Origin of the sequence: Gilliamella sp. Pra-s52 (assembly GCF_009795805.1) — a bacterium.
Taxonomy (GTDB): Bacteria; Pseudomonadota; Gammaproteobacteria; order Enterobacterales; family Orbaceae; genus Gilliamella.
This window is the reverse complement of the sequence record NZ_WTEY01000005.1, coordinates 68,542-93,959: the sequence shown is the minus strand read 5'-3', so window position 1 is coordinate 93,959 and position 25,418 is coordinate 68,542. Positions and strand designations below refer to the sequence as shown.

Sequence of the window (25,418 nt, the reverse complement as noted above, 5' to 3'; positions counted from 1 at the left end):
GTTAGTAACAATCGTTATTAACAGTTAATACATACTCTTTAACTAAGCTTTCTAGTCTGATTTTATCGTGACCAATAAAGTTTAATGTTTTCATGATAGCGTTTGGATCACTCTCTAATATGGCTTTATATTGCGTAATATATTGGCTAGCAATGGGCTGATATGACCAGTGCCATTCTTCAAGTTGGTATCCGCCTTTTCTACCACTATTAAATGCTTGGCAAAAACCATATTTTGGTAGATTCTCTTGAAGCCATTTATAAAGAATAATTCCTTTTTTATCATTTCTAAAATATTCCGAAGAAACGCTAGTAATATCAACATCAGTCCCCCAATGATGCCTTGATGTACCAGGCATTGATGAATATTTTAAAATTTCCTCGGCAATTTTTTGGGGATCGTTGAATTTAGCTGATAAAGTATCCCATTTTCGTTGCCAAATTCCATTTTGGTAAGTGTAATTACGCGTTGCACTTACCACTATAAAAGGAATATTTGGATGCGTACTTCTAAAGTCTTTAAAAGCCTTTATTAACTGCTCAGTTGCTTCTCTTTGCAGGTACATTCCTTTTTTATTAACAAGTAATTCGGTCGAGTCCAATGCAACAAAATCACTGTCCTTTTTTTCATCAAATTGCCCGGTTAGTTTATTTAATGGAATTGTTTGTGCCATAGTAAAACTCGAATAGAAAAGTAATGTTACTGTCTGAATTAAAATAAAAAATATATTTAATTTTGTTGGTATTATTTTCATCTTAAATATTACATCGATTCTTTAATAGCAAGATAAGGTAAAAACCAGTATAATCTTTTCCCTAAAAATTGAAATAGCCATAATGTGTAAAAACGAGGCCTTATGTCAACATCATGTACATCCAACATGTCTGCTTGTTCAGACTCTCCAAACACAATGAACCTAACAACAATGAATCCAAGTAACGAAAAAATAAATTTACTCAATTTTACGCGCAAGCAATTAAGAGAATTTTTTATTTCACTAGGCGAAAAGCCATTTAGAGCCGATCAAGTGATGAAATGGATTTATCACTTTGGAATAGATGATTTCGATCAAATGACCGATATCAACAAAAAACTACGAGAACAATTAAAAACTTTGACAGAAATTAAAGCTCCAAAAATTGCCATAGAACAACGTTCATCTGACGGCACAATAAAATGGGCTCTTGATGTGGGTAATAACCAGATGATCGAGTCTGTTTATATACCTGAACGAGATCGAGCAACGTTGTGTGTTTCGTCACAAGTAGGTTGTGCATTAGAGTGTAAATTTTGCTCAACAGCTCAACAAGGGTTTAATCGAAATTTAACGGTCTCTGAAATTATTGGTCAAGTATGGCGTGCATCAAATGCGATTGGTGTAACGGGAAAATTAGCCGATAGACCTATTACCAATGTAGTTATGATGGGAATGGGTGAACCATTACTCAATCTATCTAATGTTGCCCCCGCCATGGAAATTATGTTAGATGATTTTGGCTATGGTTTATCCAAAAGGCGAGTAACCCTTTCTACATCTGGTGTTGTTCCAGCTTTGGATAAATTGGCAGGTATGATTGATGTTGCATTAGCTATCTCACTTCATGCACCAAATGATAAGATTCGTAGTGAAATTATGCCAATAAATCAAAAATATAACATGGCAATGTTACGTGATTCTATTTTGCGTTATCTTTCTACTTCAAATGCAAATCACGGTAAGGTAACGATTGAATATGTACTACTTAATCAAATTAACGATAGCGTTGAGCATGCTCATGAACTTGCTACATTTCTAAAAAATGTACCTAGTAAAATTAATTTAATTCCTTGGAACCCGTTTCCTGGCGCACCTTATTCACGTTGTTCAAATACTCGTATTGATCGTTTTATGAAAACATTAATGGGATATGGATTTACAGTCATTGTCCGTAAAACACGTGGAGATGATATCGATGCCGCATGCGGTCAATTAGCTGGTGAGGTTGTTGATCGTACAAAAAGAACTCTTTATAAAAAACAAAACATTATTCAACAAACTACATAAGACTACATTTGTATAAAGAAAAAAGGAAGGATAAATGAAAAAACTGTTAATTATATTTAGCTGTTTTTTGATAATCATACTATCGGGCTGTCAAATGAAAAATAGTGATGAATTTGACCCAGAAAAAGCCGCTTTAGCAAGAATGCGACTTGGGTTGGGTTATCTTGCTAAAGCAAATGAATCAGAAGAAAACGTTAAAGCAGCACATTATAATCTAAAATTAGCAGCGCAATACTCACCAAACAATCCTCAAGTCATGTTGGCGATGGCTATGTTTGATCAACATGTGGGTGAATATAACGAAGCCGAAATGATTTACGAACGCATTACACTAATGCAACCAGGTAACGGATTATATCATGTTCATTACGGATCTTTTTTATGCGGACGAGAGCGTTATCAAGAGGCTAAAAAACAATTTCAACAAAGTCTTGATTTAGATCGCCACCGTTGGAAAGCCGATGCTTATGAACAGTATGGCTATTGTGCAATCCAAAACAATGATCGAAAAACAGCTGATTTGATGTTTAAGCAACTTTTTCAATACGATGCAAACCGTCGAGAAAATGTAAAAAAAACAGCTGAACTTTATCAAAATAAAGGCGATATAAAAATCGCAAATTATTTATTTTCTATAATAAAAAATAAATAATCACAATAATTTAAAGCAAGAGTATATGTCATGAGTTTTTTTGCTATTTTATTACTGGCACTGGCTATGTCAACCGATGCCTTTGCTGTCGCTGTATGTCGGGGAATATCACTTAAATCAATGCCGTTTTTAGGTGCTTTAAAAGTTGGTATCTTATTTGGTATTGTCGAGGCTATTACACCATTACTTGGTTGGTTAGTTGGTTATATCGCACTTCAATATGTTGAGCAATGGGATCATTGGGTTGTTTTTGCTGTTATGCTATTTTTAGGTACTAACATGATCTATAACAGCTTTAAAAAGCCAGATGATTGCCAAGATGATGAAAGTGTATCATCTAAAAAATCGTTTTTGATGTTAATTTTTACGGCAATATCAACCAGTATCGACGCATTTGCTGTCGGCGTAGGGTTAGCATTAGCAAGTGTTAATATTTATTTTGCAGCAGGAATGATTGGGATAGCAACGTGTATTATGGTGACGATTGGATTATTGCTAGGGAAAAAAATGGGCTGTTTAATTGGTAAACGGGCTGAGTTTTTGGGTGGGATAGTGCTTATTTCGATCGGTGTAATCACTCTTTATCAACATCTAATTAATTAGCCTTTTTCTCTCTTTATCTAATGACACCTTTTATCTTAAAAAGTATTATAATTTTTCAACTAGTTAAAAGATAAAATTAAAGTAAACCATACTAATTTAGAAATAAACTGTTACCTTATTGGTAACAGTTTATAAAAAAATCTATTTCATACTTTTTTAAATTTTACAAAATGTCATATCAAAGCTATGGGTTTGTTGATTATAAACTGCACTGAATATACCTTTATCATTAGGGTTTTGTAAAATATGATTTACGATAAATGGCCTAATATTCGTTTTAATATAACCAGGTAATCCCCTAGCACCACGAATTAAATCGTAATGATCATGGCAAAATGCACTTATACTAGAATCAGATATTTCTATAGTAAAACCTCGATGCTGATATGCTTGATTCAACTTATTAATTTCGCGACAAATAATCTGCTCAATTACTTCCATAGGCAAACGTTTAAAATGGAGAATATTTTCACGACCATTAAACCGATTAAGTAATTCCGAACGATAAGTATTATTGAGTTCATTTGTCGCCAATCCACGAGCTTCTTCATCTGTAAGGTTAGGATCTAAATAGTAAGGTTGTCCGATATTTGAAGTCATAATAATCATAATATCAGAAAAATCGACTGTTCGACCAACATTATCGGTTAACCGACCATCTGACAAAATCTGCAAAAAGATATTAAATACATCAGGATGAGCCTTTTCTATCTCATCAAATAGATAGATACCAACGGGTTTTGCTCTAACTGAGTTAGTTAATATACCGCCAGCTTCAAATCCTTCATATCCTGGTGGTGCACCAATCAATTTAGCGACAGCGTGTTTTTCCATGTATTCAGACATATCAAAACGAACTAATGACTTTTCATCACCATAGACATACTTCGCTAATGCTTTAGCCATTTCGGTTTTACCCACCCCTGATGGCCCTAAAAACAAGTAGGACATCGCAGGACCTGATTCTTCTAGTTCATCGACTTTAGCAACTTTTACTGAATTAGCAACATGTTTAACAATACTATCTTGACCAAAGATTCGTGATAATAAATTTGCTTCCAAATTAATCAAATTTTCAACTTCATTTTCATCAAGTTTATTTGCAGGAATTCCTGAAACTTTACTAAATTCAGTAATCACCTCTTGACGATTAAGCCTCAAATCTTTATTGGCTAACATCACCAATTTTTGATGTTGATTGTTATTCTGAGCAATTTCTGTATCGATTTGTCGAATCTTTTCTTTTAATTTAGCCACTGCAGGCGAATCAAATCCACCAGCAGTAAATTGAGCAAATGTCTTTATGGTAGTTGGTTGTGAATTATTGCTGTTATCCTCTTCTTCTTGCAATTGAGTGATTTCATCTTGCAATTGGAAACGTAATGTTTCAGCATCACGTTGATATTGATAAGTTTTATTAATTTCTGACTTTAATTCTTGCCAATCTTTTTGCCATTGCTCAAGTTGTTGTTGCAAATCTTGTTGTTCCACTTCATTAGTACTTTTTGCAATCTTATCCATTAATTCAACAATTTTAGGATGCTGTTTATGCGTAAGTTGTCGGTAACTAGCCAGTGCGCGATCTAGCAATGAAATTGCTCTTTGAGGTTGTGCTCCTCCCAAACCTAAACTATCACGATACTTACTGGTTAAGTGTATAGCTTCATCAATAGCATCTTCAGTAATTTGAATTTTATGATGTTCAGAAAGGTCTTTTGCTACCACTGAGACAATCGCTTTCAAATCATCTCCCACCGGTTCTTTAACATCGTAAAGTGTGTAAAGTTCTGGCATTTTGGTACTAGCTTTTAATACACTACTAAGCTTATCGTCTCGCACTTCTAAAATAACTTGAAAATTACTTGATTTATCGGCGTTATTTAACGCATTGATAAAATGAGCATTACCTGTATTATGTGCTCCCTCTAAAAAATTAGCCGTATCGGTAATAATTAGCACAGATTCAGGCGTTTGCTTTAACTTTTTTAAGATACTTTGAAACTCATTATTAATCTTAGCGCTGTCACCACTCGAAAATAGTGCATCACAATTCAACCAAAATAGCTTTTTTACAATCAAATCAAACGGTGTATCGGGGCTACTTTTAATAGCTTGTAAACCAAGGGTAAGCATTGAAACACCTACCCCTGCAGGTCCTGTTAATAAAAGTGAGTTGGATGATTTTCGAATAAGAATAGACGATATTCGTTCTAAATCATGCTCCCTGCCAACTAAAGTAAAATTAGGATACTGCGCTAAATATTCACGCCCTCTAACTAATAACATTATGCATTCCTTTATTACAGTTTAAAGGGGGACGTTGTGCCACTAGTGCTTTCATTTTTGGTTTCAGATTTTTCTGATAAAACATCACCTGTCACCGCAATAAATTCACGCGTATCGTTTTGAACGTCTTTAGACATTTTTTCAATTTCATCTAAATTCGCACGCATTGTTTCTAGTGCTGAGCGAGTAATTTCAGTCGCCTCTCTTTGGGTATCACCAAATTCTGCTAAGTTTTGTAACATAGCTTCTAAATCATTATTAATTTCATCACGCCCAGTTGCAATTCGTATTGCTTCATTTTTTGCAATATCGTTTGTGACTCGTGTCATTTCGGCTAAAGTATTACTCGCCATTGATTGTGCTTCATTAATTGCAGCGGAATTAACAGCTGTTACCACAACACTAAGTTGAGAGGCTACAGATGCAATACCTCGTGAATGCATTGCTCTTGCGCTTTCAACTTGTTTTTTGGTTGCTGCTTGCATATTGCGAATTTTGATGGCTTCAGTTGTTAATTCACCATAAGTTTGCATGGTATCAACTGTTGCAGTTGACACTGTGTCAATATGTTCATCTAAATTACGTCTTGCTTCATCAAGCTTCATTGACTCTAATAGATTATCGCCAACATCTTTATTTTCAAGTTCCTCTCTACGTTCCCGATGTACTTTTTCAACTTTTTTAGTGGCTTCATTCATAATGGCATAAATTTGTATCATATTGCCATTATTGTCGCTAAGCCCTTCAATTTGTTTAACCATTTTCTCAAGGTGATTACGAATCGCACCAAAACGCTCTTTACCTTGATTAACAAATTTTAACGCTGATTCAACCATATCGGCCTGACGCAATGTATGCTGTTCTGAGGTTAAATTCAGTAACTCTTTTAATTTTTCAACATCCATTGATTCGGTACGTTGCTCATGGCGCTGAGTAATTTCTGTTTGGATATCATTTAACTCTTTATGTTTATTTTGTATTTGATCTCTTAACTTGGCTATTTTTTCTTCATTAATATCAATTTTTTCTTTTGATGCCGCTTTAATTTGTCCAAGACCAAAGAATTTTTTATCCTGCTGCAATAACACTATTTCTTTTTGTAAGTCAGATATTTGTTTTTCTATATTGGTAATTTCGCTTTGAACATTGATTTTTTGTGCCGCTTTTTCTTCATCCCATTCTTGATCGGCTTTGATTTGAGCTAAAGCATTGCGAGTTTCACCATTTTGGCGTAAGTTATACAGCGCATCGGTAAGTTCGGTAAGAGGTTTGATTTTTTCGATAAAGTCATTAAGATCATTATTAAAATCCGCATAAACTCTTTGTAACTCAGCAAACACTTCGGTATCGGTCATTTCGATACGTTGCTTAGACATCTCTTCTGAAATGGATTGCAAATATTCTTTAAAGGTATCAAATTCCTGAATTTTAGCACGATCAGCCTCTTTATTATCAGTAAATTCTAAAATATGAGTGACTTCTTCTACTTTTTGTTCAAGTGAAAGGCTATCTGAAAAAATAACTTTAAAAAAAGTATTATCTTTAATGTTATCTAGTGGGCTTTCTGTTTTAGTTGTTTTTTGTCGTTGTCTAGCCGCGTAATCATTTTGTTCTATACTAGCCACTTTTTTTCTTGAAGATACACTCATTATTTCTTTCCTTATTATTTCTATATTTAATTATTACTTACCTATTTTTACCCCTATTTTCAATAAAAGGGATAAAGTTTGTAAAACTAATCTACTCTTACCACAAGATAAGTTACGTTTTTTTATCATTTTATTATCTATTTAACATTTTATTTTGACAAGTAAAAACAGCAATTAATACTAGAAAATAACAAATAAATACAAAATAAAAGAAAGGAGTTTATAAAAAAACCACTCGCATAACGAGTGGTTTATATTGAAATGTATCTGTTGTATTAACGGTAGAATTACATCATTCCACCCATACCACCCATGCCGCCCATACCACCAGCAGCACCTAAATCAGCTTTATCATCTTTAGGTAGGTCAGTTACCATACATTCAGTTGTAATCATAAGACCAGCAACAGACGCAGCATATTGTAATGCGCCACGAGTTACTTTAGTTGGATCTAAAATACCCATTGCAATCATATCGCCATATTCTTCAGTAGCAGCATTATAACCATAGTTACCTTTACCGCCTTTAACAGCATTAACTACAACTGACGCTTCTTCACCACAGTTAGTAACGATTTGACGTAATGGAGCTTCCATAGCGCGTAGTGCAACTTTAATACCTACGTTCTGATCTTCGTTAGCGCCCTTAAGGTCTAAAATTGCTGATGCTGCACGAACTAAAGCAACACCACCACCAGCAACAACACCTTCTTCAACCGCAGCACGAGTTGCGTGTAACGCATCTTCAACGCGTGCTTTTTTCTCTTTCATTTCAACTTCAGTTGCCGCACCAACTTTAATAACAGCAACACCACCAGCAAGTTTAGCAACGCGTTCTTGAAGTTTTTCTTTATCGTAATCAGAAGTTGACTCTTCAATTTGTTTACGAATTTGTTCAACACGAGCAGCAATTAAAGACTCTTCACCAACACCGTCAATGATAGTCGTATTGTCTTTATTGATAACAACACGTTTTGCTTGACCTAAATCTTCAAGTGTTGTTTTTTCAAGCTCTAAACCAATTTCTTCTGAAATCACAGTACCCGCAGTTAAAATTGCAATATCTTGTAACATTGCTTTACGACGATCACCAAAACCAGGTGCTTTAACCGCAGCAACTTTAACAATACCACGCATAGTGTTAACTACTAATGTTGCTAACGCTTCACCTTCAACATCTTCGGCAATAATTAATAATGATTTACCTGCTTTAGCAACAGCTTCTAGAACTGGTAATAATTCACGGATATTAGAAACTTTTTTATCAGCTAATAAAATATATGGATTGTCTAATTCAACTGTTGCTGTTTCTGGTTTATTAATGAAATATGGAGATAAGTAACCACGGTCAAATTGCATACCTTCAACAACATCAAGTTCATCTTGTAAACCAGTACCATCTTCAACAGTGATAACACCTTCTTTACCCACTTTTTCCATTGCTTGAGCGATTAAAGTACCAACTGTTTCATCAGAGTTAGCAGAAATAGTACCTACTTGAGCGATAGCTTTAGAATCAGCGCAAGGAGAAGATAATTTTTTAAGCTCTTCAACAGCTGCAACAACTGCTTTATCAATACCACGCTTTAAATCCATTGGATTCATACCTGCAGCAACCGCTTTCAAACCTTCATTAACAATTGCTTGAGCAAGTACTGTTGCAGTAGTTGTACCGTCACCTGCTGCATCATTTGCTTTAGATGCAACTTCTTTAACCATTTGTGCACCCATGTTTTCGAATTTATCTTCTAATTCGATTTCACGAGCAACAGAAACACCATCTTTAGTAATGGTTGGTGCACCAAATGACTTATCTAATACTACATTACGACCTTTTGGACCTAAAGTCACTTTAACTGCATCAGCTAACACATTAACGCCTTGAAGCATTTTAACACGAGCGTCATTACCAAATTTTACATCTTTAGCTGCCATTTTCGTCTTTCTCCTAAATTCTGTATATAAGTTAAACTATTTACTAATTATGCTTGAACAATGGCTAAAATATCGCTTTCTGATAAGATAAGCACTTCTTCATTATCGATTTTTTCTGTTTTAACGCCATATCCTTCATTAAAAATCACGATATCACCAACTTTAACATCTAATGGTTGAACTTGGCCATTTTCTAAAATGCGACCATTACCTACAGCTAAAACCTCACCACGAGTTGATTTACCTGCAGCCGAACCAGTTAACACAATACCGCCAGCTGATTTTGATTCTACTTCTTTGCGTTTAATGATCACACGATCATGCAATGGACGAATTTTCATTAGTTATCTCCTAGCACTAATTTTTAAATAGATAATTATTAAAAATAAATCATAAAATTACGATTTTATAATATAGTTCACTTTACATGGGGGTTATTTTAAAATCTTCAAGAGGATAAAATAAAAAAAAGTTTAATTGATTGATTATTCGTCATCTTTGTATTTAAACTCACCTTCAATAATATCATTATTCTGGTCAAATGTTTGTGATGATACAAATCTTGATTTAATTGGCATTTTTCGAACAAGAAACCTCACAATATGCTCTTGAACATTAGGAATTAATAGCACAGCACCTAAAATATCGGTCAAAAACCCTGGAATAAGTAGTAAAAAACCGGAAAAAAGCAAGGCGACACTTTTAATGATTTCATCTTTAGGATTTTGATTATTAGCTATCTTTTGCTTCATAATACTAAAATTCTTTACCCCCTGAGTTTTAACTAATGAAAAACCAAGAATTGATGTTGCAATAATACAAACTAAAGCAAGAAAAACACCGATTGAATTTGCAACTACTATAAAAAAACTGATCTCAAAATAAACGTAAACAAAAAAGATAATAAAACCAATAAATCGCATACAACAATTCCTATAAGCATAAAAACAGATTAGTAAAAACTTGCTATTAATATGAAGATGATTAGCTAATTTTCAACCAAACAATACATGTTTTTAAAAATATCTTACAAAAGGGATTGACTGATAATCGTAAATCGTGTTTAATGTGCATCCATTGTTGCCCGGATAGCTCAGTCGGTAGAGCAGGGGATTGAAAATCCCCGTGTCCGTGGTTCGATTCCGCGTCCGGGCACCAATCACCAAATTCTAAGACCTGCTTCTAGCAGGTTTTTTTATGCATAAAGCCTTTTCAAATAAGCCTTTCACCTTGTTTCACTACTCAACCGAATTCAACTGAAATTACCCCAAATCAAGCGGAAAATCGGATACAAACCCGGATACATTTGGTTCGATAATGGCGTGTATCCATAAAATGGCTTTAAAGCCTTTGTTTGTAATGCTTAAGAGAAATTGCTTTTATCTAATTTATGCTGAACTGATTTATAATGCTCACTAATTAATACTTCCAATAAACGTTGTTGACTATATTGGTAATAGTCTAATAGTTGGTCAAGTTGTTCTTTTATTTTTATATCAAGTTGAACGTTGATTGATTTAACACCTTCCTTCTCTCTAAATTTTTTTTGACTTAAGGCTTTTTTATAATCAATACAAAATACTTTGTGTGTATCTTCGTTACATGCATAGAAATAATCATGGATAATAAAAATAGCATGATATTTTTCCGCAATACTTGTTGGCACTATGTAATTCATATATAGATCGTATTGCCAAGGCGATTTATTTTTCAGTTTTGTTAAAATATAGTTCCATGTCCAATTAATTTGTTGTTCATCATCAATTGAAAACTTAAAAGGAACTTTGATTTTTTCAATAATTGACCATGCTGATTTTATATTATTAATCGCTATAAAACGTATGTCATCATTGTTTAATGATGCAATATATTCTTTAACGATTTTCGCTCGCATGTCAGAACTAGATGGGATAAGTTTTAATGGTGTATTGATTAAATCTGTGGCGAGTGGAGGCATTGCCGGAGGGCAAGGGTTTATTCTTATAATATCATCATCTATTTTTACTTGATTTAGCATAATAGATAGCCATGAATAATAGCATAATCTATCATTTTCTAACCAACTAAAGTCATCAATATCTTGCTTACATGAAGCAATCATTTCATTAATAAATTTGTTTAATTCTTTTTCATCATAATGTAAAGATAAAATATAGTGATTTAAAAAATCACAGTATTCTGATGGTGTTCTAATTTTATATCCAGGGCGTCTGATTGGTTTCCCTAACTTTCGCATGTAATTATCAATATAGTGGTTATATTTTTTACATATATTTAAATTTGATTCTGATATGTATTTTATATTTTGGGGTGGGACAGAATAGTTCATAAATTACTCTTAAATTTTATTTTGATTAATAATTAAACTATCACTAAGTAATATTTATGTAAATAAATAATCTAAAACAAAAAGATAATCTGTGTTATTAACATAAAATTTTTATGAAAATATAATAATATTATTATCAATAAATGTAGGGGAAAATATAGTTATAATGGTGATCATTAACGCTCATCTCGTGCTTTTAGAGTAATTTTTATTATATGTTTAATCTTAATTGAGCTTTTAAAGTGAAATTTGTTACCTTACTGTTGTTTGAGATAGTGAATTAAGGTTAATTAATATTAATTCTATAAAAGAAAATTATTAGATAAATAACACCAATAACCCTCTATCTGAGTAAACCATCAGTTACTAAAACTGTAAAAAAATAATCTTGCTCCTTATCAAATAACTCTAATTTGATAATGGCAACTACATGCAAAATAAAAACTTTACTATTAATAAACAACTCAATGATCAACTCATTGCACACCTAAATAAGCTACAAGATAGATACTCAAAAATTTTACCGATTCGAATCGACATTCATTATGCTAATGATGATGAGTTCAATACTGATATTGAAACAACCAAAAAAGAAATAATGTACTTTCTCTATCAAGCTATGCAACTTGAACTTGATATTGTAGGGTATGCTGTTGTTATGGAATTTAATCAGAATGAACATATCCATTTTCATTCTGTTTTTTATGTAAATGGTCAAAAAAGACAAAAATACTATCCTATTTACGTTGCTCTGGAACGTGCATGGTATGAACTGACTAAAGGTTATTTATATGATTGTCAGCGGAATAATTATCATATTAATGGGCTAAGGGTGATAAATCATCACGATGATGAAGCATTTCGTTCTGTTTGTTATATGCTTAGTTATTTAGCTAAAACAGAACAGAAATCATTTTTTAAAAAGTGTTATAGCGATTGTCTATTTTTAAGTGAAGTCCCACCTCCAAGTCATCGAGGAAAACCTAGAACACTTGGTCTGAATAAATTTTTAATTTCTTCCCGTATTTAATAACCTCAAAAAAACATTTCCTTCATTTTGGAAAATCACTATAAATCTTTAAAAGTATGTTTATACAAATAAGTCAACAAAACAGACTAATTGCTATAGATACAATTCATATAAAGGAATAAAAAATGGACAACCATTATGACCTAATACTAAATAAGCTAAAAGTTCATCATATATCGTTACTTACAAGTTATGGGAAGTTATATCCAGTCAGAGTGGATTTCGCCTATCATGACGATGCCTATCAAAGGCAATATGGAATAGATGCGTATATGGATATGTTGAACTTGTCTGATTTAACATTACTTTCCAATCATATTCTTAGCATTGTTTGGGTAATGGCTTTTAATAAACAATACGGCTTTTATTTTCCAACCATGTTGTACTTTAGCTCAGAACAATATGCAAATTATAACGTTATTATGAATTCCGTTACCAATCTTTGGAAGAATGAAACTGATGGATATGGTATTAATGTTGAAAAAAAACTAACTCAGAATGCTTTATCTGAGTTAGCACAACTTTCGTGGAAGAAACATAATCCTCTTCATACTTTGTATATTAACAGCATGCATACTCTCAACCAAATTAATTGATCGTTTATAACGATCAATCAGATCCTAACTGATCGTTATAAACGATATGACAGAGCACAATATATTTCTAATAATAATGATGTATTTTAATTTAATAATAATTTAAGGAGATAAATAAAATGGCTAAATCTGATTGTGGCGAATGCAATGGTACAGGAGTCATCCCTTGTTCATTAGAATATGGCGGTGAACCACATCCCGAAAATTGCCCTGTATGTGGTGGAGATGTTAATTTTACATTTCCATGTCCAGAATGTTCGGAGTATAAAGATGACTATTATGAGTAGTGTTAGATGGCTGGGTAAAAAACTTTACCAAGTAGGAGACTTTACGGTGACAGAAGTACTTCCATCAGTTATTGTAAGTTCTGCTAACTCCATTTTAAATTCAGATAAAGCAACAGATGAGCAAAAAGCAAAAGCTAAGAAAAGCTTAGCTCGTTATGAAAAAAACAAGAAGTATTAGTAATAAATGAGGCTCCTGTTCATAATTCTGTGTCATTTCCTCTTTTGCTACACAGTTTACCCAAATGACACAAAATATTGAACTCCTCCTCTAATCTTATTCATGAAGCAAACTCATTTATCCGATTTGCTTCATATTTTCTCAATATGTTTCAACACTCTTATTATAAATAATTTTAAATAGATATCATTAGTCGAACATACCAATATGTCCGTTCAATTAACATTTTTATAAGGAGTGTACCATGTTAAATCGTCAAATATTACAAAACACCTTATTTTATTTATTAGAGCCTTCTTACAATCATTTTCATTCTTTATTTAAGTCGACAAATAAGGAAGCATGATATGTCAGATAAATTACCTTTACTACTTGATAAACTCTATCAGCTTTGTTTGACCGGTAGTTATGGTTTTTCCTCTGCTTATACATTAGCCGAGCAACATAAAGCCAATTTTCCTTTACATTCAGATAATCTTGATAAACTAATCAAACATGAAACAGACAAAGCAACAGCTACAGGTTTTATCACAGGGTTAGGCGGGATTGCAAGTTTACCTATAACTTTGCCAACAAACGCCTTAAGTGTCTTGTTTATTCAAATGAGGCTCGTTACAACCATTGCTATCTTGCAAGGCCATGATGTGTATGATGAAAGAATCAAAATCTTAATTTTCTTATCATTATGTGTGATGGCAAGCAAGTTAAGATTACAGCAGTTTTGTTTAGCTACATTGATGAAACAGCCAAATGAAGTAATTCGTAAAATAAGTCTATCGGTCATTAAACAGCTTATTAGTATTATAAGTGCAAAGCATAGCTTAAAGTTAATTAAAGTGATCCCGATTTTTGGTGGTGTGATGGGAGCTGTTGTTGATCGCATTATTACTTATCGCATTGGCCAATTTGCTAAAAAACAATTTAATCAAATCTATTAGCTGAATAACACTAATAATTCAATTATCTAAAAATTCACCTATTTATACATTTATCTCATTAATTTCAGTTTTTACATGAAAGACATTATGCTTTGCTCAGTCTTAACAGGAGAAAAAATGAAAACTTCCTATTCAACAAAGCGCATTGTGACAATAGCGTTAAAATTGCTCGAAAAGCAGATGAAAATAGAAAATAACCAATTCACAAAACCTAATCAAGTCATTGACTACCTTAGACTAAAATTAGAACAAAAAGAAAGAGAGCATTTTGTTGCTATGTACCTAAATAATCAACATCAGTTAATTAAAGTAGAAACACTTTTTATGGGTACAATTAACTCTGTGGAAATCCATCCCAGAGAAATAATTAAGCAAGCGCTTAAGTATAATGCAGCAGCAGTTATTTTTGCTCATAATCATCCATCAGGCGAATCGCAACCTAGTAATGCAGATCGTAATATAAATCAAAAGCTAACAGAAATATTAAATATCGTTGGTATCCGAGTATTAGATCACATTGTGATTGGTCAACAATCATATTTTTCCTTTGTTGAACAAGTGAATGGGTAATTTTTGAAAATTTATTTAATATTTATTGATCGTTTCTGACGATCAATAAGATCTTATTGATCTGTTTAAACGATATGACTTCATTTAAATAATTGATGAAAATATAAAATTAATTAAAACAATAGCTAGTATGTTTCAAGTTAAGTTTTGGTTACCACACAAAAATACAATTTAAGTAAAGCTAATTAATTCTTTTTTTTATAAGGAATAACAATGAAAAAAATAACAATTGTTTTATCAGTACTGATTCTTACTGCATGCGGAGACTCATCACAGGTTAAGCAAGTTAAAGATTATGTGTATGACAATGTCGACTCAACTCTTACTGTCGGTAATGCGCTTGATAACCGAAATATCTGTAATAAAACGAAATGGGATTCATATAAAGATGAACGAGATCGAAATATTGTTGAATATACTTGTGAATTTAAAAAGGATCGTCCAAATCAATTTTTAAACCTAACATTTTCTGGTATAGCTGGAAATTTAAAAACTATGCTTGTAGATAAAAATATCAATATTACATTAGATGATTATGCAAAATTTAAAGAAGAGGAAGAACGAAATAAGAATAAGAATGTCAAATATCCCCATTATACGGTGTATAAAAATCACATTGATGCAAAAGCTAGAAGCTACATTGAAGCGAAAGCTAAACTGGTTATTTATGATGAGTTGAAGAAAGCACTTCTTGAAATAGAAAAAAGCAATGCTTTAGCTCGCTATCAGGAAAATAGGAAATATCTTTTATCAAATAAAGCAACAATAAAAATGGAAGTAAGTGATTATGTGGCCACTGGTATCTATGGCTATAATGATGATCAAACTAGGGGACTTCTAAGTTGTGATCCTTTTTTTGATTTTGATTATTTTCATTATGCGCCAACCAGTAACAGTGACTTTAGTAATAAAGAGCTTGCTAAAAGAATAAAACAAATTAAAGAAGATTTAACTTCTATCAAAAAAATATTGAGCAAGCATAATTTAGATCTTTATAAAAGAGAAGATCCGAAATTAGTTACGCTTTATAGATATAATGGTTCTATATCAGTTCATCTGTATAATGATTATTCTAGATTGGTTTTCGAATATCTTCTTCAAGGTAATTCAGCCAAGAATATAACCTTAAATACTAAGGATGGTAAAAAGACGACATTATCTGTTAAAAATTATCAGGAACTTTTAGCCTATTTGGAGGGAGTAGAAAATGGCATAGTCAGAGGTATTGTAGAAAAAATAATTGATCCATATAATCAAAATATAACTAACAAAATCAATCAATTTGAAAAACGCTCAAAAGATATAAAAACTGAAAGTTATCAACAAAAGATAAAATGGGTTCTAATAGGTGAAAGAAAGCCATCATTAATGGGTTGTGAATTAGAGTTTAAAGCCGATGGATATCCGTCCGTAAAATCTGACTCAAGTATGTCATCATCTTGCTTTCAAAATGCTTATAAAAGTAACTATGTTGATCAAATTTATAATCAACCTATTATGAGTTTTATAAATATGGTTGCAAATTAATCAATTAGTATGCTTATAAACTGTTTTGTAAAAACAAGCAATTTATGCTCCAAAGTAGTAAAAAAATATTGTTGTTACCTATCTATTGAATGTAATTAACCACATCACTCAATAGAGGTACAACAATGTCAACATTCTTATCCCCTTTGGATGCACAAACACATCCAGATTACCTAATTGATATGAAATATATCACCACACTCACAGGCATGACAGATAAATGGTTTTATGCCTTGATAAAACAAAATAAATTTCCACCCCCTATTAAACTAGGAAGATCCTCGCGTTGGCGTCTGAAAGAGGTTGAAGCATGGATAAATACCAAAACTAATTAACAGTTAAATTTCTATTAACCAAAGCCACATAGTCAAATATGTGGCTTTTTTTATGTCTAAATTTCTATAATTGAGGAATTTCGTTATGTCCTTAACTGATTTAAAAATAAAATCAGCCAAACCACACGATAAACAATATAAACTTTCTGATGGTGATGGTTTATTTTTGCTTGTTCACTCCAACGGTTCTAAATATTGGCGCTTTCGCTATTATTTTAATGCTAAAGAAAAATTAATGTCTATAGGCCAATATCCTAATGTTTTATTAAGCGAAGCTAGAAGGCTACGAGATGAAGCCAAATCATTACTAGCTAGAAATATTGATCCGCAGGTAGAAAAGAAAGCAAAACAGTTTGAAAATGAAATACAAGTTACTTTTGAACAAATTGCTCGTAAATGGTGTACCAATAATAAAACTTGGTCTGAGCCACATAGAGCAAAAGTACTACGAACATTAGAATTGTATTTATTCCCAAAAATTGGCGCTTATTCTATTTCAGCATTAACTACTCGTCAGTTAATTGTTCCAATTAAAACTGTTGAAGAGCAGGGGCGTTTTGAAGTCGCTAGCCGATTACAACAACGTACTTCAGCAATAATGCGCTATGCAGTACAAAATGGTTATATTTCTTATAACCCTGCTCAAGATTTAAAAGGGGTAGTGAGTAAAGTAAAAGTGAATCATCGCCCTGCACTTGAACTCGAACAAATACCTGAACTTTTAGAACGCATTGATAATTTTAAAGGACGAGAGTTAACCAAATTAGCAATTAAACTTTCTCTACTTATATTTATTCGTTCTAGTGAACTACGATTTGCTCGTTGGTCAGAAATTGATTTCGATAAAAAGATTTGGACTATTCCAGCTGAAAGGGAGGAAATTGATGGTGTACCTCATTCTCACCGAGGTTCAAAAATGAAAACGCCTCATTTAGTTCCTCTAAGCGATCAAGCAATTGATGTTTTAAAACAAATACATGAAATTAGTGGAATGTATGAGCTGGTATTTATTGGTGATCATTCTGCAAGAAAACCAATGAGCGAAAATACGGTTAATAAAGCACTTCGAACAATGGGTTATGACACCAAGACAGAACTTTGTGGACATGGTTTTAGAACTATGGCTTGTAGTGCATTAGTTGAATCGAATCTCTGGTCACGAGATGCAGTTGAACGCCAGATGAGTCATCAAGAACGTAATGGCGTTAGAGCCGCTTATATCCACAAAGCACAACACATTATCGAACGAACTAAAATGGTTCAATGGTGGGCTGATTACTTGGATTCAATCCGCACTGAGTTTATTATGCCTTATGAGTTCAAAACAAATTAAAAAACACCTCACTGTTTAATTCATTTCTCAATATCAATTAATATCAAAAAATTAAGGAATTGTTTATGCAAACATTACCTAGTGTATCATCATGCCCAAAATCCACTACGGTGGGTTCTGGTATGATCTCAGTATTTATCACCAATTTAGAAAAATATAACGAAGGAAAATTGATCGGCGAATGGCTAGAGCTACCAACGACACCAGAAAAAGTAAAACAATGCTTTAAACGAATTGGTATTGATGGTGTTAACTATGAAAAGTTTTTTCTAAGTAGTTACAAATCGTCTGTATATGGCATAACAAATTATATCTTTGAAAATAGCAATCTTGATGAACTAAATTATTTAACCTGTAAACTTGACGAATTAAGTCATGATGAAATGGAAATCTATGAAGCAGCAATTGATATTGGCGGATACGTTAATTCAATTGCTGATTTAATTAACCTAGCAGATAATCTAGATTGCTTTCAATGTCTATATAACATCAGCAATGAATATGATTTAGGTTTCTACTGGATTGCTTAAAGTGGCTGTTATAGTTTAAAAGAACTCGGTAACTTAACTAATTACTTTGATTACGAACGATATAGTCATGATATTGCACTTGAACAAAGTGGCACATTTTATTCTAGTAATTACATCTATTATACAGGTGAAATTTTTAGTTTTGATTATGATGGAAAATGTGTACCAGAGGAGTTTTGTGTAGTTTTTAGTTATAAATAAGTTATAGGAAAACGCCGAGTTGTTTACACTTCATGGTTAAAATAATCCTCTAGAAACTCATAAGGCGTTTTTTCTGAAATCGCTTTATGCGGTTTAATGGTATTATAAAAATTAATAAAGCGTTTAAGCTTGTGTTTTCTATCTTTTGAGTCGCTAAATATTTGTTGATTATGCTGCATCGCAATTCAAAGTGCGTATCTCTCTTTCAGCTCTCCCATTCGTGGGCAGGCGGATTTGGTAAATTTTTGATTGATATGATGGTTATGACACATTTTAACAAATTGGTGTTCACTGGTGCCTTGATATTCACGTCCATTATCGGAATAAATACATGTAGTGGTATAAGGGCATTGGGCTAACACATCATTTTGTAAAAACTGTGCTGAGCTAAATTGGGATTTATCAGGGTAAATACCTGCATAAAGCTCGCGTGAAAAATCATCAATACCGACAAATAAATAGTCTCTAGCTTACTGTTTCGTTTCATTTTTAAGCAAAGGTAAACGTTTGGTATCAACGTGTAACATTTCACCTGGATAGGTTTTGTTATAGCGTTTAGCTTGCCGTCTTAATTTATCTTCAATAGATTTTTCGACCTTAACCAGACGTTTAATACCATAACGAATGGTTTTATAACGTTCATTCTTACTGATTAAAGGTACAAAAAGCTTCAATCGGGCTTTCTTTAGTACATTATAAAGGTAGACCGACTGACCATAAAGCGTTTTGCCAAATCAGTGACCGTTATTTTTTCTTTATGATATAAGCGCCATATCTCTTGTCTGTGATAAGGCGTTAGTTTTGTTTTTTTATGTATATTCATTACAGTAGTTTGTCAAATTACTGTAAACAGCGCTAGTAAATTCTACAAATAAGTAAATTAGTTTAACTAGGTTGAAGTATTATGTTCTAATCTATTTAAACTCATTCTAATAAAATAATGACAATATTATTGGACCTTTAAACTCAAAAGGGTATAATAGATATTAGTTAAAATGGCATAGACTGAAAAATGAAAAATGATCTTTTAAGTATGAAAGATGCCAGTGTTTGGGCATCTAAATTTTTAGAAAAAAATGTTACTCCATCAAATATTAATTATTTGGTTACCTACGGGAAAATAGCTAAGTTTAAAGAAAATAGGAAGATATATATATCTCAATCCGAATTAAAAGAATACTATAGTTCTCAAAGTTATAAAAAAGAAAAATGGAAAGAAAAATTAGGGGCTGATTTAAACTGGGATTTGTCTTTTGATTCAATAAAAGAATCTGAAACAACTAAACATGTGCATCGTTTACATCCCTATAAAGGTAAATTTATTCCTCAACTTGTTGAGTATTTTTTAGATGAACATACGGATGATTATAAAAGAGAAAGCTATTTCAAAAAAGGGGATATTGTTTTAGATCCTTTTTGTGGGAGTGGCACGACTTTAGTTCAAGCTAACGAATTAGGTTTAGATGCGGTAGGGATAGATATTTCAGAATTTAATGCAATGATTTCTGAATGTAAAGTATCGAAACATTCCTTAAATAAATTGAAGAGTGAAATTGATAAATTGACTAACTTACTGGAAAATTTTGAAAAGTCTCATCGTTTGTTAGATTTTGAAAATGAGTTAAATGAAAAGCTTAATACATTTAATAATAAATATTTTCCAAGCCCTGAATATAAGCGCCAAATTAAGCTTGGCGAAATTGATGGTAAAAATTTTGGTAAAGCAAAAGAACAGCTATTTTTAACAACTTATAATTCTTTAATAAAAAAATATGGTATTGAATTAACTCAAACTAGTCATGAATCATTTATTGATAAATGGTTTATTAAGTATATTCGTGATGAATTGGAATTTATTTCAAGAGAAATAGATGAATTAGATGATACGAATATTAAGAATGTTTTGAGAATAATATTAAGTCGTACTATGCGCTCATGTAGGGCGACTACTCATTCAGATTTGGCAACACTTAAACAAGCTGTTGTTTCAACTTATTACTGTGCTAAACATTTTAAAATATGTAAGCCATTACTTTCGATTTTAAAATGGTGGAAATCTTATAGTAAAGATACACTAAAAAGACTGTCTGATTTCGAGAAGTTAAAGACCAATACAACTCAAATATGTTTAGTTGGAGATAGTCGGTATATTGATATTAAAACAGAAGTTTCGAAAATTTCCCCTGATTTTGCTAAAAAAATTGAGAAAAATAAAATTCGAGGTATTTTTTCAAGTCCCCCCTATGTCGGAATAATTGATTATCACGAACAGCATGCCTATTCTTATGATCTATTTAATTTAGAGAGAAAAGATAATGAAGAAATAGGGCCTCTTTTCAAAGGTAAAGGTAAAGTTGCTAGAGAAAACTATGTTATAGGTATTTCAGATGTGCTATTAAATTGTAAAAAATTTCTAGTTAAAGATTATGATATTTTTTTAGTTTCTAATGATAATTTTAATTTATATCCTTTGATAGCGGAACGAGCCGGAATGGTTATTATTAATCGATATAAAAGGCCAGTTTTAAATAGAACAGAAAAAGATAAGAATGCTTATGCAGAAATAATATTTCATTTAAAAGATATAGGAGGAAAGAATGAAAAAAATGTTTGATATAGGTTTAAATGCAAAACTTAATGAATTTTCAGAACGTTTCAGTATAAAACGGACTGATACTAATGATAGTGATGTTTTTGAAAGTTTTGGTAATTTTGTAATTGCGTCTAATTTACTTGAAGAAGAGCTTGAAAACCTTAATGTTGTATCAACAGGGGAATCACAAGGAATCGATGGAATTATAATCATTGTTAATAACCTTTTGATCAAAGAATTAGATGATCTTGACACTTTTGGGAGCACAGGAAAATTAAATGTAAAAATAGCATTTATTCAGTCAACAATACAAAAAAGCTTTGATGAGCAAAAGCTTCGTTCTTTTACTGACGAAGCCATTCATTTTCTTGTTGGTAATGTTTGCCTCGAACCATTTACATCAATATATAATGAATTAATGGACAATTATCTTGACCGATTGGCTGATACACCATCAGTTTATTTGTATTTTTTATCTGGAAAAACCACGCATGTTATTTCAGATGAATTATTAACAAAAGAAAAAGAAAAAATTTCAGGTAGAATTGAACTGTCAAATAGGTGCAATTTAAAAAGCTACTTTGTGTATCAACAAGAAAATTTAAAAAGTGAATATGATAAGATAGCAAAGTATCATTTTGTAAATATTAATTTTGAACACAATGTTCAGTTACCTGAAGTCGATGATATTAAAATCAGCCTACTTTCACTAATTAAATTTTCTGAGTTGAAAAAGTTAATATTAAAATCTGATGGTTATTTGAGAGATACATTATTTATTGACAATGTTAGGAATTTTGTTGGTGAAACAGTTGTTAATAAAGATATAAGAACAACATTAAAAGATCAAAGCAATAATAATTTTTTCCCTTATTTAAATAATGGGTTAGTCATAATGTGTGATGATATATCAAGGCATCCAGTGAAACATAATGAATTTACTTTGACTTATCCTAGAATTATCAATGGTTGTCAAACAACTAATATGTTATATGAACAATATAAATCTGATGAAAACTCCATAAATGATGTTTATATAGTTGCAAAAATTATAGCAACAAATCATAGAGAATTAAGAAAAAAAATTGTTTATGCGGCTAATAACCAAAATTCAATAGATAAAGATTTACAATCTCTAAATGATTATCATGAGAAAATCGAGCAATATTATAATGGAATGAATAAAAATGATTTACTTCTTTATTTCGAAAGATTAAGAGGCCAACATTCCCAAGTTACACCTCCTTATAGTAAAATCAATATAGAAACTCTAGCTCGTGTTTATATTTCTACTTTTTTAAAACTTCCAAATACAATGAAAAGTTCTGCTCTTAAAAAAATAGAAGAGCATAAGAATAAAGGTGATGTATTCAACTTTGATCATGCTGTAGAGGATTATTATTATTGTGGAGTATTACATTATTGGATAAATCATTTTGTTGCAAATAAAAGTATTTCGTTTAAATCAAAAACTATGGATATGCATCTTCTAATGAGTTGCCATGTAGTGTTAGATAAAGTGCATAAAGCAACAATTGATAAGATTTCTTATTTAAAGAATGAACAAAATGCTTCTAATTTGTTTACTAAATTAACTGAATTTTTGAATAAAAAGGATTATTTATTTGAAAGAAAAGCTTTTTATTCTGCTCCAAAAGTAACCCAACTTTTAAAAGAACTTGGTGAATTTGAATGGTAATAGGTGGAAAACAAATAACTGATATTGAAAATGTTTTGAAATCAGCTTTAAGAAAAAAATTTCAAAATTATAAACCAGAACCTGCCGCTATGCCTTTTCACACAAGGTTATTAGGACAAGATAGGTTAGCTTTATTTTCATTTATACATTCTTTAAATACTAACTTTGGGACAAGTATTTTTGAACCAGTAGCTGTTGCTCTTGCATCATCACGATTTTTGAAGGCTGAAACGCAAGTTGTTGCCGGAACTCAGATAAGTGAATTAGCTTTATACGAGATTCAAAGGATAATGGATAATTTAACTGCTGCTTATGCCAAGCCTAATAAGAAAGAGGAGATTGAGATTTTACGTAATGTATGTCAGTCAGGGAAAATGAGAAAGGTAAAACCAACTAAAATTGATGTAGCTTTGAAAGATCGAGATGGCCGTTTACATTTTTTTGATATAAAAACTGCTAAACCTAATAAAGGCGCATTTAAAGAGTTTAAAAGAACACTACTTGAATGGGTTGCTTGTACATTAGCTGATAATCCAAAGGCCAATATCAATACATATATAGCAATACCTTACAATCCATATGATCCGAAACCATATTCTCGTTGGACTATGGCTGGAATGTTAGATCTTGAAAAAGAACTAAAAGTTGCTGAAGAATTTTGGGACTTTTTAGGTGGTGAAAATACATTTAATATTTTATTAGATTGTTTTGAGCGAGTGGGTATTGAATTAAGGTCTGAAATTGATGAGTATTTTTCTAGATTTAGTCCATTAAAAAGTTAATAAAGAGGTTTCAGGTGTGACTCTTACAAGTGAAAAAAAACAAAAAATTGCAGAAGTGATTATTCAAATACTAAATAGCCGTTTTCAAAATTTTCCAGGAAATGCACTTTCAAATAGAAATGCCCCATTCCATGAGGCTTTTTTGGCTGCTTTTTCTGATAAAATCCAAGATAAAATAACCTCAGATATTCCTGTTTTCATTAGTTTAGCAAGCTGGTTTCATGGCTTAAATACAACCTTAGGTCAAAAATTTTTTGAATCAGTAGCGCATATTTTAAGCAATGGCTATAAATCAAGTTTTACTGTGGCTAGAGGTAATACATTAACAATAACAGATAATCAAAGTTATAAAATTTCAGATATAATAGCAAAACTAAACAGAAAGGAAAAAAAACCTGATGTAGCCTATGAAAATTCTTTATTAATATTTGATAAAAAAGATTTATCTAAATCAATTGATGCATGGGATTTTACTGTAGATGTTTTTATCGAAAATCAGTATAAAATTACATGTATTGAATTGAAAGCTGTTAAACCAAATGCTGGAGAAATTAGAGGAGAAAAGACAAAAATTTTACAAGCAAAAGCTGCTTTATTTCGAAAATATCCAAATAAAACGATTGAGTTTTTTATAGGTTTCCCTTTTGACCCAACAAATAATGCCGTTTCACCAACATCTTTTGATAAAAAACGCTTTATGAGCTCAATTATTAATATGAATAATTATTTTTCTTCAAAAGAGGTTCTATTATCCAGTGAATTATGGGATTTTTTGTCTGGTAAAAAAGGAACAATGGAGGAAATACTTTCTATAATTAGAGATATTGCAACACCTGATTTTTTGAATAATCTTGAATTTTTAAAAAATAAATCTAATAAAAGCGATTCATTACAAGAATATCTTGATTTGCTCAATAAATGGCATTTAAAGTCAGAAATTGAATTATTAAACTGTGATGAAAATCTTCTAACGAAGATTAAATCTAATGAGCAATCAATTCGTATATATAACCAACCCATTTTTAATACTAAAGCAGAATATAATAGGTCAAGGTATGAACATCTAAGTAAGTTGATTAGTAAATAAACCTAGATTACACCATGAAGTGCAATTCTTCTTAACTCCTTAGAATAAAAAGCGGCAGGGCTTTTAAACTTATGCCGTTTTCTTGGGCGAGAGTTCAATAGATATTGTATTTTCATTATCTTTTCGTCGTCAACTAATGAAATGGCCGCTGACTTTGGTATAAACTAACGTATTAAGCCATTGGTGTTTTCATTTGTGCCTCTTTGCCAGCTTTTATAAGGCTCCGAAAAGTGTA

Annotated in this window: 26 protein-coding genes and 1 tRNA gene; 18 read left to right on the top strand and 9 right to left on the bottom strand. The window is 31.7% G+C overall.

The window, feature by feature from the left end; genetic code table 11:
- Position 1 precedes the first annotated feature (1 nt).
- Complete coding sequence (locus GQ594_RS05825) at positions 2-673, bottom strand: M15 family metallopeptidase (RefSeq protein WP_160411751.1); 672 nt, start codon at positions 671-673, stop codon at positions 2-4.
- 207 nt (positions 674-880) lie between these two features.
- On the opposite strand from GQ594_RS05825, the gene GQ594_RS05820 reads away from it, so the two are divergent.
- Genes GQ594_RS05820 through GQ594_RS05810 form a run of 3 tightly spaced genes read left to right on the top strand, consistent with a single transcriptional unit; the run spans position 881 to position 3,299 of the window.
- Complete coding sequence (locus GQ594_RS05820) at positions 881-2,044, top strand: bifunctional tRNA (adenosine(37)-C2)-methyltransferase TrmG/ribosomal RNA large subunit methyltransferase RlmN (protein WP_160411814.1); 1,164 nt, start codon at positions 881-883, stop codon at positions 2,042-2,044.
- A gap of 34 nt (positions 2,045-2,078) precedes the next feature.
- A complete protein-coding gene (locus GQ594_RS05815; RefSeq protein ID WP_160400660.1) occupies positions 2,079-2,696 on the top strand; it encodes a tetratricopeptide repeat protein in 618 nt (205 codons plus the stop codon).
- Between the two features lie 30 nt (positions 2,697-2,726).
- A complete protein-coding gene (locus tag GQ594_RS05810) occupies positions 2,727-3,299 on the top strand; it encodes a manganese efflux pump MntP (protein WP_160411752.1) in 573 nt (190 codons plus the stop codon).
- A 156-nt stretch (positions 3,300-3,455) separates the two neighbouring features.
- Here the strand turns inward: GQ594_RS05810 and GQ594_RS05805 are convergent, their stop codons facing one another.
- The 5 genes from GQ594_RS05805 to GQ594_RS05785 all read right to left on the bottom strand — a co-directional run bounded on the left by GQ594_RS05805 (position 3,456) and on the right by GQ594_RS05785 (position 10,091).
- A complete protein-coding gene (locus tag GQ594_RS05805) occupies positions 3,456-5,585 on the bottom strand; it encodes an AAA family ATPase (RefSeq protein WP_160400658.1) in 2,130 nt (709 codons plus the stop codon).
- A 14-nt stretch (positions 5,586-5,599) separates the two neighbouring features.
- Positions 5,600-7,234, bottom strand: a complete 1,635-nt coding sequence (locus GQ594_RS05800) for a hypothetical protein (RefSeq protein WP_160411753.1) — start codon at positions 7,232-7,234, stop codon at positions 5,600-5,602.
- A gap of 287 nt (positions 7,235-7,521) precedes the next feature.
- Complete coding sequence (gene groL, locus GQ594_RS05795; protein WP_160411754.1) at positions 7,522-9,168, bottom strand: chaperonin GroEL; 1,647 nt, start codon at positions 9,166-9,168, stop codon at positions 7,522-7,524.
- Between the two features lie 47 nt (positions 9,169-9,215).
- Positions 9,216-9,509: a co-chaperone GroES gene (locus GQ594_RS05790; RefSeq protein WP_034915350.1), complete on the bottom strand. Its 294-nt coding sequence runs from the start codon at positions 9,507-9,509 to the stop codon at positions 9,216-9,218.
- A 144-nt stretch (positions 9,510-9,653) separates the two neighbouring features.
- Entirely contained in the window at positions 9,654-10,091 is a 438-nt protein-coding gene (locus GQ594_RS05785) for an FxsA family protein (protein ID WP_160411755.1), read from the bottom strand.
- A gap of 159 nt (positions 10,092-10,250) precedes the next feature.
- On the opposite strand from GQ594_RS05785, the gene GQ594_RS05780 reads away from it, so the two are divergent.
- Positions 10,251-10,326, top strand: a tRNA-Phe gene (locus tag GQ594_RS05780).
- Between the two features lie 205 nt (positions 10,327-10,531).
- On the opposite strand, the gene GQ594_RS05775 is transcribed toward GQ594_RS05780, so the two are convergent.
- The gene (locus GQ594_RS05775) at positions 10,532-11,404 is read right to left on the bottom strand and encodes a hypothetical protein (RefSeq protein WP_160411756.1); all 873 of its coding nucleotides are present in this window, start codon (positions 11,402-11,404) and stop codon (positions 10,532-10,534) included.
- Positions 11,405-11,927: 523 nt separating this feature from the next.
- Here GQ594_RS05775 and GQ594_RS05770 point away from each other — a divergent pair.
- The 10 genes from GQ594_RS05770 to GQ594_RS05730 all read left to right on the top strand — a co-directional run bounded on the left by GQ594_RS05770 (position 11,928) and on the right by GQ594_RS05730 (position 18,821).
- On the top strand, positions 11,928-12,527 hold the full coding sequence (locus GQ594_RS05770; protein WP_160411757.1) for an inovirus-type Gp2 protein: 600 nt from the start codon (positions 11,928-11,930) through the stop codon (positions 12,525-12,527).
- Between the two features lie 215 nt (positions 12,528-12,742).
- The gene (locus GQ594_RS05765) at positions 12,743-13,123 is read left to right on the top strand and encodes a hypothetical protein (RefSeq protein ID WP_160411758.1); all 381 of its coding nucleotides are present in this window, start codon (positions 12,743-12,745) and stop codon (positions 13,121-13,123) included.
- Between the two features lie 119 nt (positions 13,124-13,242).
- Positions 13,243-13,410, top strand: a complete 168-nt coding sequence (locus GQ594_RS05760; RefSeq protein ID WP_155266141.1) for a hypothetical protein — start codon at positions 13,243-13,245, stop codon at positions 13,408-13,410.
- 46 nt (positions 13,411-13,456) lie between these two features.
- Positions 13,457-13,588: a hypothetical protein gene (locus tag GQ594_RS12280; protein WP_255471056.1), complete on the top strand. Its 132-nt coding sequence runs from the start codon at positions 13,457-13,459 to the stop codon at positions 13,586-13,588.
- Positions 13,589-13,935: 347 nt separating this feature from the next.
- The gene (locus GQ594_RS05755) at positions 13,936-14,526 is read left to right on the top strand and encodes an EcsC family protein (RefSeq protein ID WP_160411759.1); all 591 of its coding nucleotides are present in this window, start codon (positions 13,936-13,938) and stop codon (positions 14,524-14,526) included.
- 117 nt (positions 14,527-14,643) lie between these two features.
- On the top strand, positions 14,644-15,096 hold the full coding sequence (gene radC / locus GQ594_RS05750; RefSeq protein ID WP_160411760.1) for a RadC family protein: 453 nt from the start codon (positions 14,644-14,646) through the stop codon (positions 15,094-15,096).
- Positions 15,097-15,309: 213 nt separating this feature from the next.
- Complete coding sequence (locus tag GQ594_RS05745) at positions 15,310-16,623, top strand: hypothetical protein (RefSeq protein WP_160411761.1); 1,314 nt, start codon at positions 15,310-15,312, stop codon at positions 16,621-16,623.
- Positions 16,624-16,748: 125 nt separating this feature from the next.
- Positions 16,749-16,958, top strand: coding sequence for a helix-turn-helix transcriptional regulator (locus tag GQ594_RS05740; RefSeq protein ID WP_085165842.1), 210 nt, complete (start codon positions 16,749-16,751; stop codon positions 16,956-16,958).
- 85 nt (positions 16,959-17,043) lie between these two features.
- Complete coding sequence (locus tag GQ594_RS05735; protein WP_160411762.1) at positions 17,044-18,291, top strand: tyrosine-type recombinase/integrase; 1,248 nt, start codon at positions 17,044-17,046, stop codon at positions 18,289-18,291.
- A gap of 65 nt (positions 18,292-18,356) precedes the next feature.
- Positions 18,357-18,821: an antirestriction protein ArdA gene (locus GQ594_RS05730; RefSeq protein WP_202112485.1), complete on the top strand. Its 465-nt coding sequence runs from the start codon at positions 18,357-18,359 to the stop codon at positions 18,819-18,821.
- Positions 18,822-19,045: 224 nt separating this feature from the next.
- Here GQ594_RS05730 and GQ594_RS12455 read toward each other — a convergent pair whose 3' ends face one another.
- Together GQ594_RS12455 and GQ594_RS12025 are read right to left on the bottom strand one after the other, a co-directional pair.
- Positions 19,046-19,201 carry an integrase core domain-containing protein gene (locus GQ594_RS12455; protein ID WP_202112486.1) on the bottom strand — a complete coding sequence of 52 codons (156 nt, stop codon included), beginning with the start codon at positions 19,199-19,201 and terminating at the stop codon, positions 19,046-19,048.
- A 291-nt stretch (positions 19,202-19,492) separates the two neighbouring features.
- Positions 19,493-19,696, bottom strand: a complete 204-nt coding sequence (locus GQ594_RS12025; RefSeq protein ID WP_202112487.1) for a hypothetical protein — start codon at positions 19,694-19,696, stop codon at positions 19,493-19,495.
- 338 nt (positions 19,697-20,034) lie between these two features.
- Here GQ594_RS12025 and GQ594_RS05720 point away from each other — a divergent pair, with 338 nt between their 5' ends.
- The 4 genes from GQ594_RS05720 to GQ594_RS05705 are packed head-to-tail and all read left to right on the top strand — an operon-like array spanning position 20,035 to position 25,183.
- Positions 20,035-21,636, top strand: a complete 1,602-nt coding sequence (locus tag GQ594_RS05720; protein WP_160411763.1) for a DNA methyltransferase — start codon at positions 20,035-20,037, stop codon at positions 21,634-21,636.
- On the top strand, positions 21,620-23,314 hold the full coding sequence (locus tag GQ594_RS05715; RefSeq protein WP_160411764.1) for an AIPR family protein: 1,695 nt from the start codon (positions 21,620-21,622) through the stop codon (positions 23,312-23,314). The genes GQ594_RS05720 and GQ594_RS05715 overlap by 17 nt, the downstream gene beginning before the upstream one ends.
- Entirely contained in the window at positions 23,308-24,096 is a 789-nt protein-coding gene (locus GQ594_RS05710; protein ID WP_160411765.1) for a TdeIII family type II restriction endonuclease, read from the top strand. Before GQ594_RS05715 ends, GQ594_RS05710 begins: the two co-directional genes overlap by 7 nt.
- A 16-nt stretch (positions 24,097-24,112) precedes the next feature.
- Positions 24,113-25,183, top strand: coding sequence for a TdeIII family type II restriction endonuclease (locus GQ594_RS05705; RefSeq protein ID WP_160411766.1), 1,071 nt, complete (start codon positions 24,113-24,115; stop codon positions 25,181-25,183).
- The last annotated feature ends 235 nt before the right edge of the window (positions 25,184-25,418 follow it).

Bases quoted from the DNA above. Each gene is read 5' to 3' on its own strand.
- GQ594_RS05760 (WP_155266141.1), top strand. From the start codon at position 13,243: ATGGCTAAATCTGATTGTGGCGAATGCAATGGTACAGGAGTCATCCCT.
- GQ594_RS05770 (WP_160411757.1), top strand. From the start codon at position 11,928: ATGCAAAATAAAAACTTTACTATTAATAAACAACTCAATGATCAACTC.
- GQ594_RS05730 (WP_202112485.1), top strand. From the start codon at position 18,357: ATGCAAACATTACCTAGTGTATCATCATGCCCAAAATCCACTACGGTG.
- GQ594_RS05805 (WP_160400658.1), bottom strand. From the start codon at position 5,585: ATGTTATTAGTTAGAGGGCGTGAATATTTAGCGCAGTATCCTAATTTT.
- GQ594_RS05820 (WP_160411814.1), top strand. From the start codon at position 881: ATGTCTGCTTGTTCAGACTCTCCAAACACAATGAACCTAACAACAATG.
- GQ594_RS05755 (WP_160411759.1), top strand. From the start codon at position 13,936: ATGTCAGATAAATTACCTTTACTACTTGATAAACTCTATCAGCTTTGT.
- groL (WP_160411754.1), bottom strand. From the start codon at position 9,168: ATGGCAGCTAAAGATGTAAAATTTGGTAATGACGCTCGTGTTAAAATG.
- radC (WP_160411760.1), top strand. From the start codon at position 14,644: ATGAAAACTTCCTATTCAACAAAGCGCATTGTGACAATAGCGTTAAAA.
- GQ594_RS05745 (WP_160411761.1), top strand. From the start codon at position 15,310: ATGAAAAAAATAACAATTGTTTTATCAGTACTGATTCTTACTGCATGC.
- GQ594_RS05800 (WP_160411753.1), bottom strand. From the start codon at position 7,234: ATGAGTGTATCTTCAAGAAAAAAAGTGGCTAGTATAGAACAAAATGAT.
- GQ594_RS05810 (WP_160411752.1), top strand. From the start codon at position 2,727: ATGAGTTTTTTTGCTATTTTATTACTGGCACTGGCTATGTCAACCGAT.
- GQ594_RS12455 (WP_202112486.1), bottom strand. From the start codon at position 19,201: ATGCAGCATAATCAACAAATATTTAGCGACTCAAAAGATAGAAAACAC.
- GQ594_RS05775 (WP_160411756.1), bottom strand. From the start codon at position 11,404: ATGCGAAAGTTAGGGAAACCAATCAGACGCCCTGGATATAAAATTAGA.
- GQ594_RS05825 (WP_160411751.1), bottom strand. From the start codon at position 673: ATGGCACAAACAATTCCATTAAATAAACTAACCGGGCAATTTGATGAA.
- GQ594_RS05720 (WP_160411763.1), top strand. From the start codon at position 20,035: ATGAAAAATGATCTTTTAAGTATGAAAGATGCCAGTGTTTGGGCATCT.
- GQ594_RS05790 (WP_034915350.1), bottom strand. From the start codon at position 9,509: ATGAAAATTCGTCCATTGCATGATCGTGTGATCATTAAACGCAAAGAA.
- GQ594_RS05710 (WP_160411765.1), top strand. From the start codon at position 23,308: ATGGTAATAGGTGGAAAACAAATAACTGATATTGAAAATGTTTTGAAA.
- GQ594_RS05715 (WP_160411764.1), top strand. From the start codon at position 21,620: ATGAAAAAAATGTTTGATATAGGTTTAAATGCAAAACTTAATGAATTT.
- GQ594_RS05815 (WP_160400660.1), top strand. From the start codon at position 2,079: ATGAAAAAACTGTTAATTATATTTAGCTGTTTTTTGATAATCATACTA.
- GQ594_RS05735 (WP_160411762.1), top strand. From the start codon at position 17,044: ATGTCCTTAACTGATTTAAAAATAAAATCAGCCAAACCACACGATAAA.
- GQ594_RS05740 (WP_085165842.1), top strand. From the start codon at position 16,749: ATGTCAACATTCTTATCCCCTTTGGATGCACAAACACATCCAGATTAC.
- GQ594_RS05785 (WP_160411755.1), bottom strand. From the start codon at position 10,091: ATGCGATTTATTGGTTTTATTATCTTTTTTGTTTACGTTTATTTTGAG.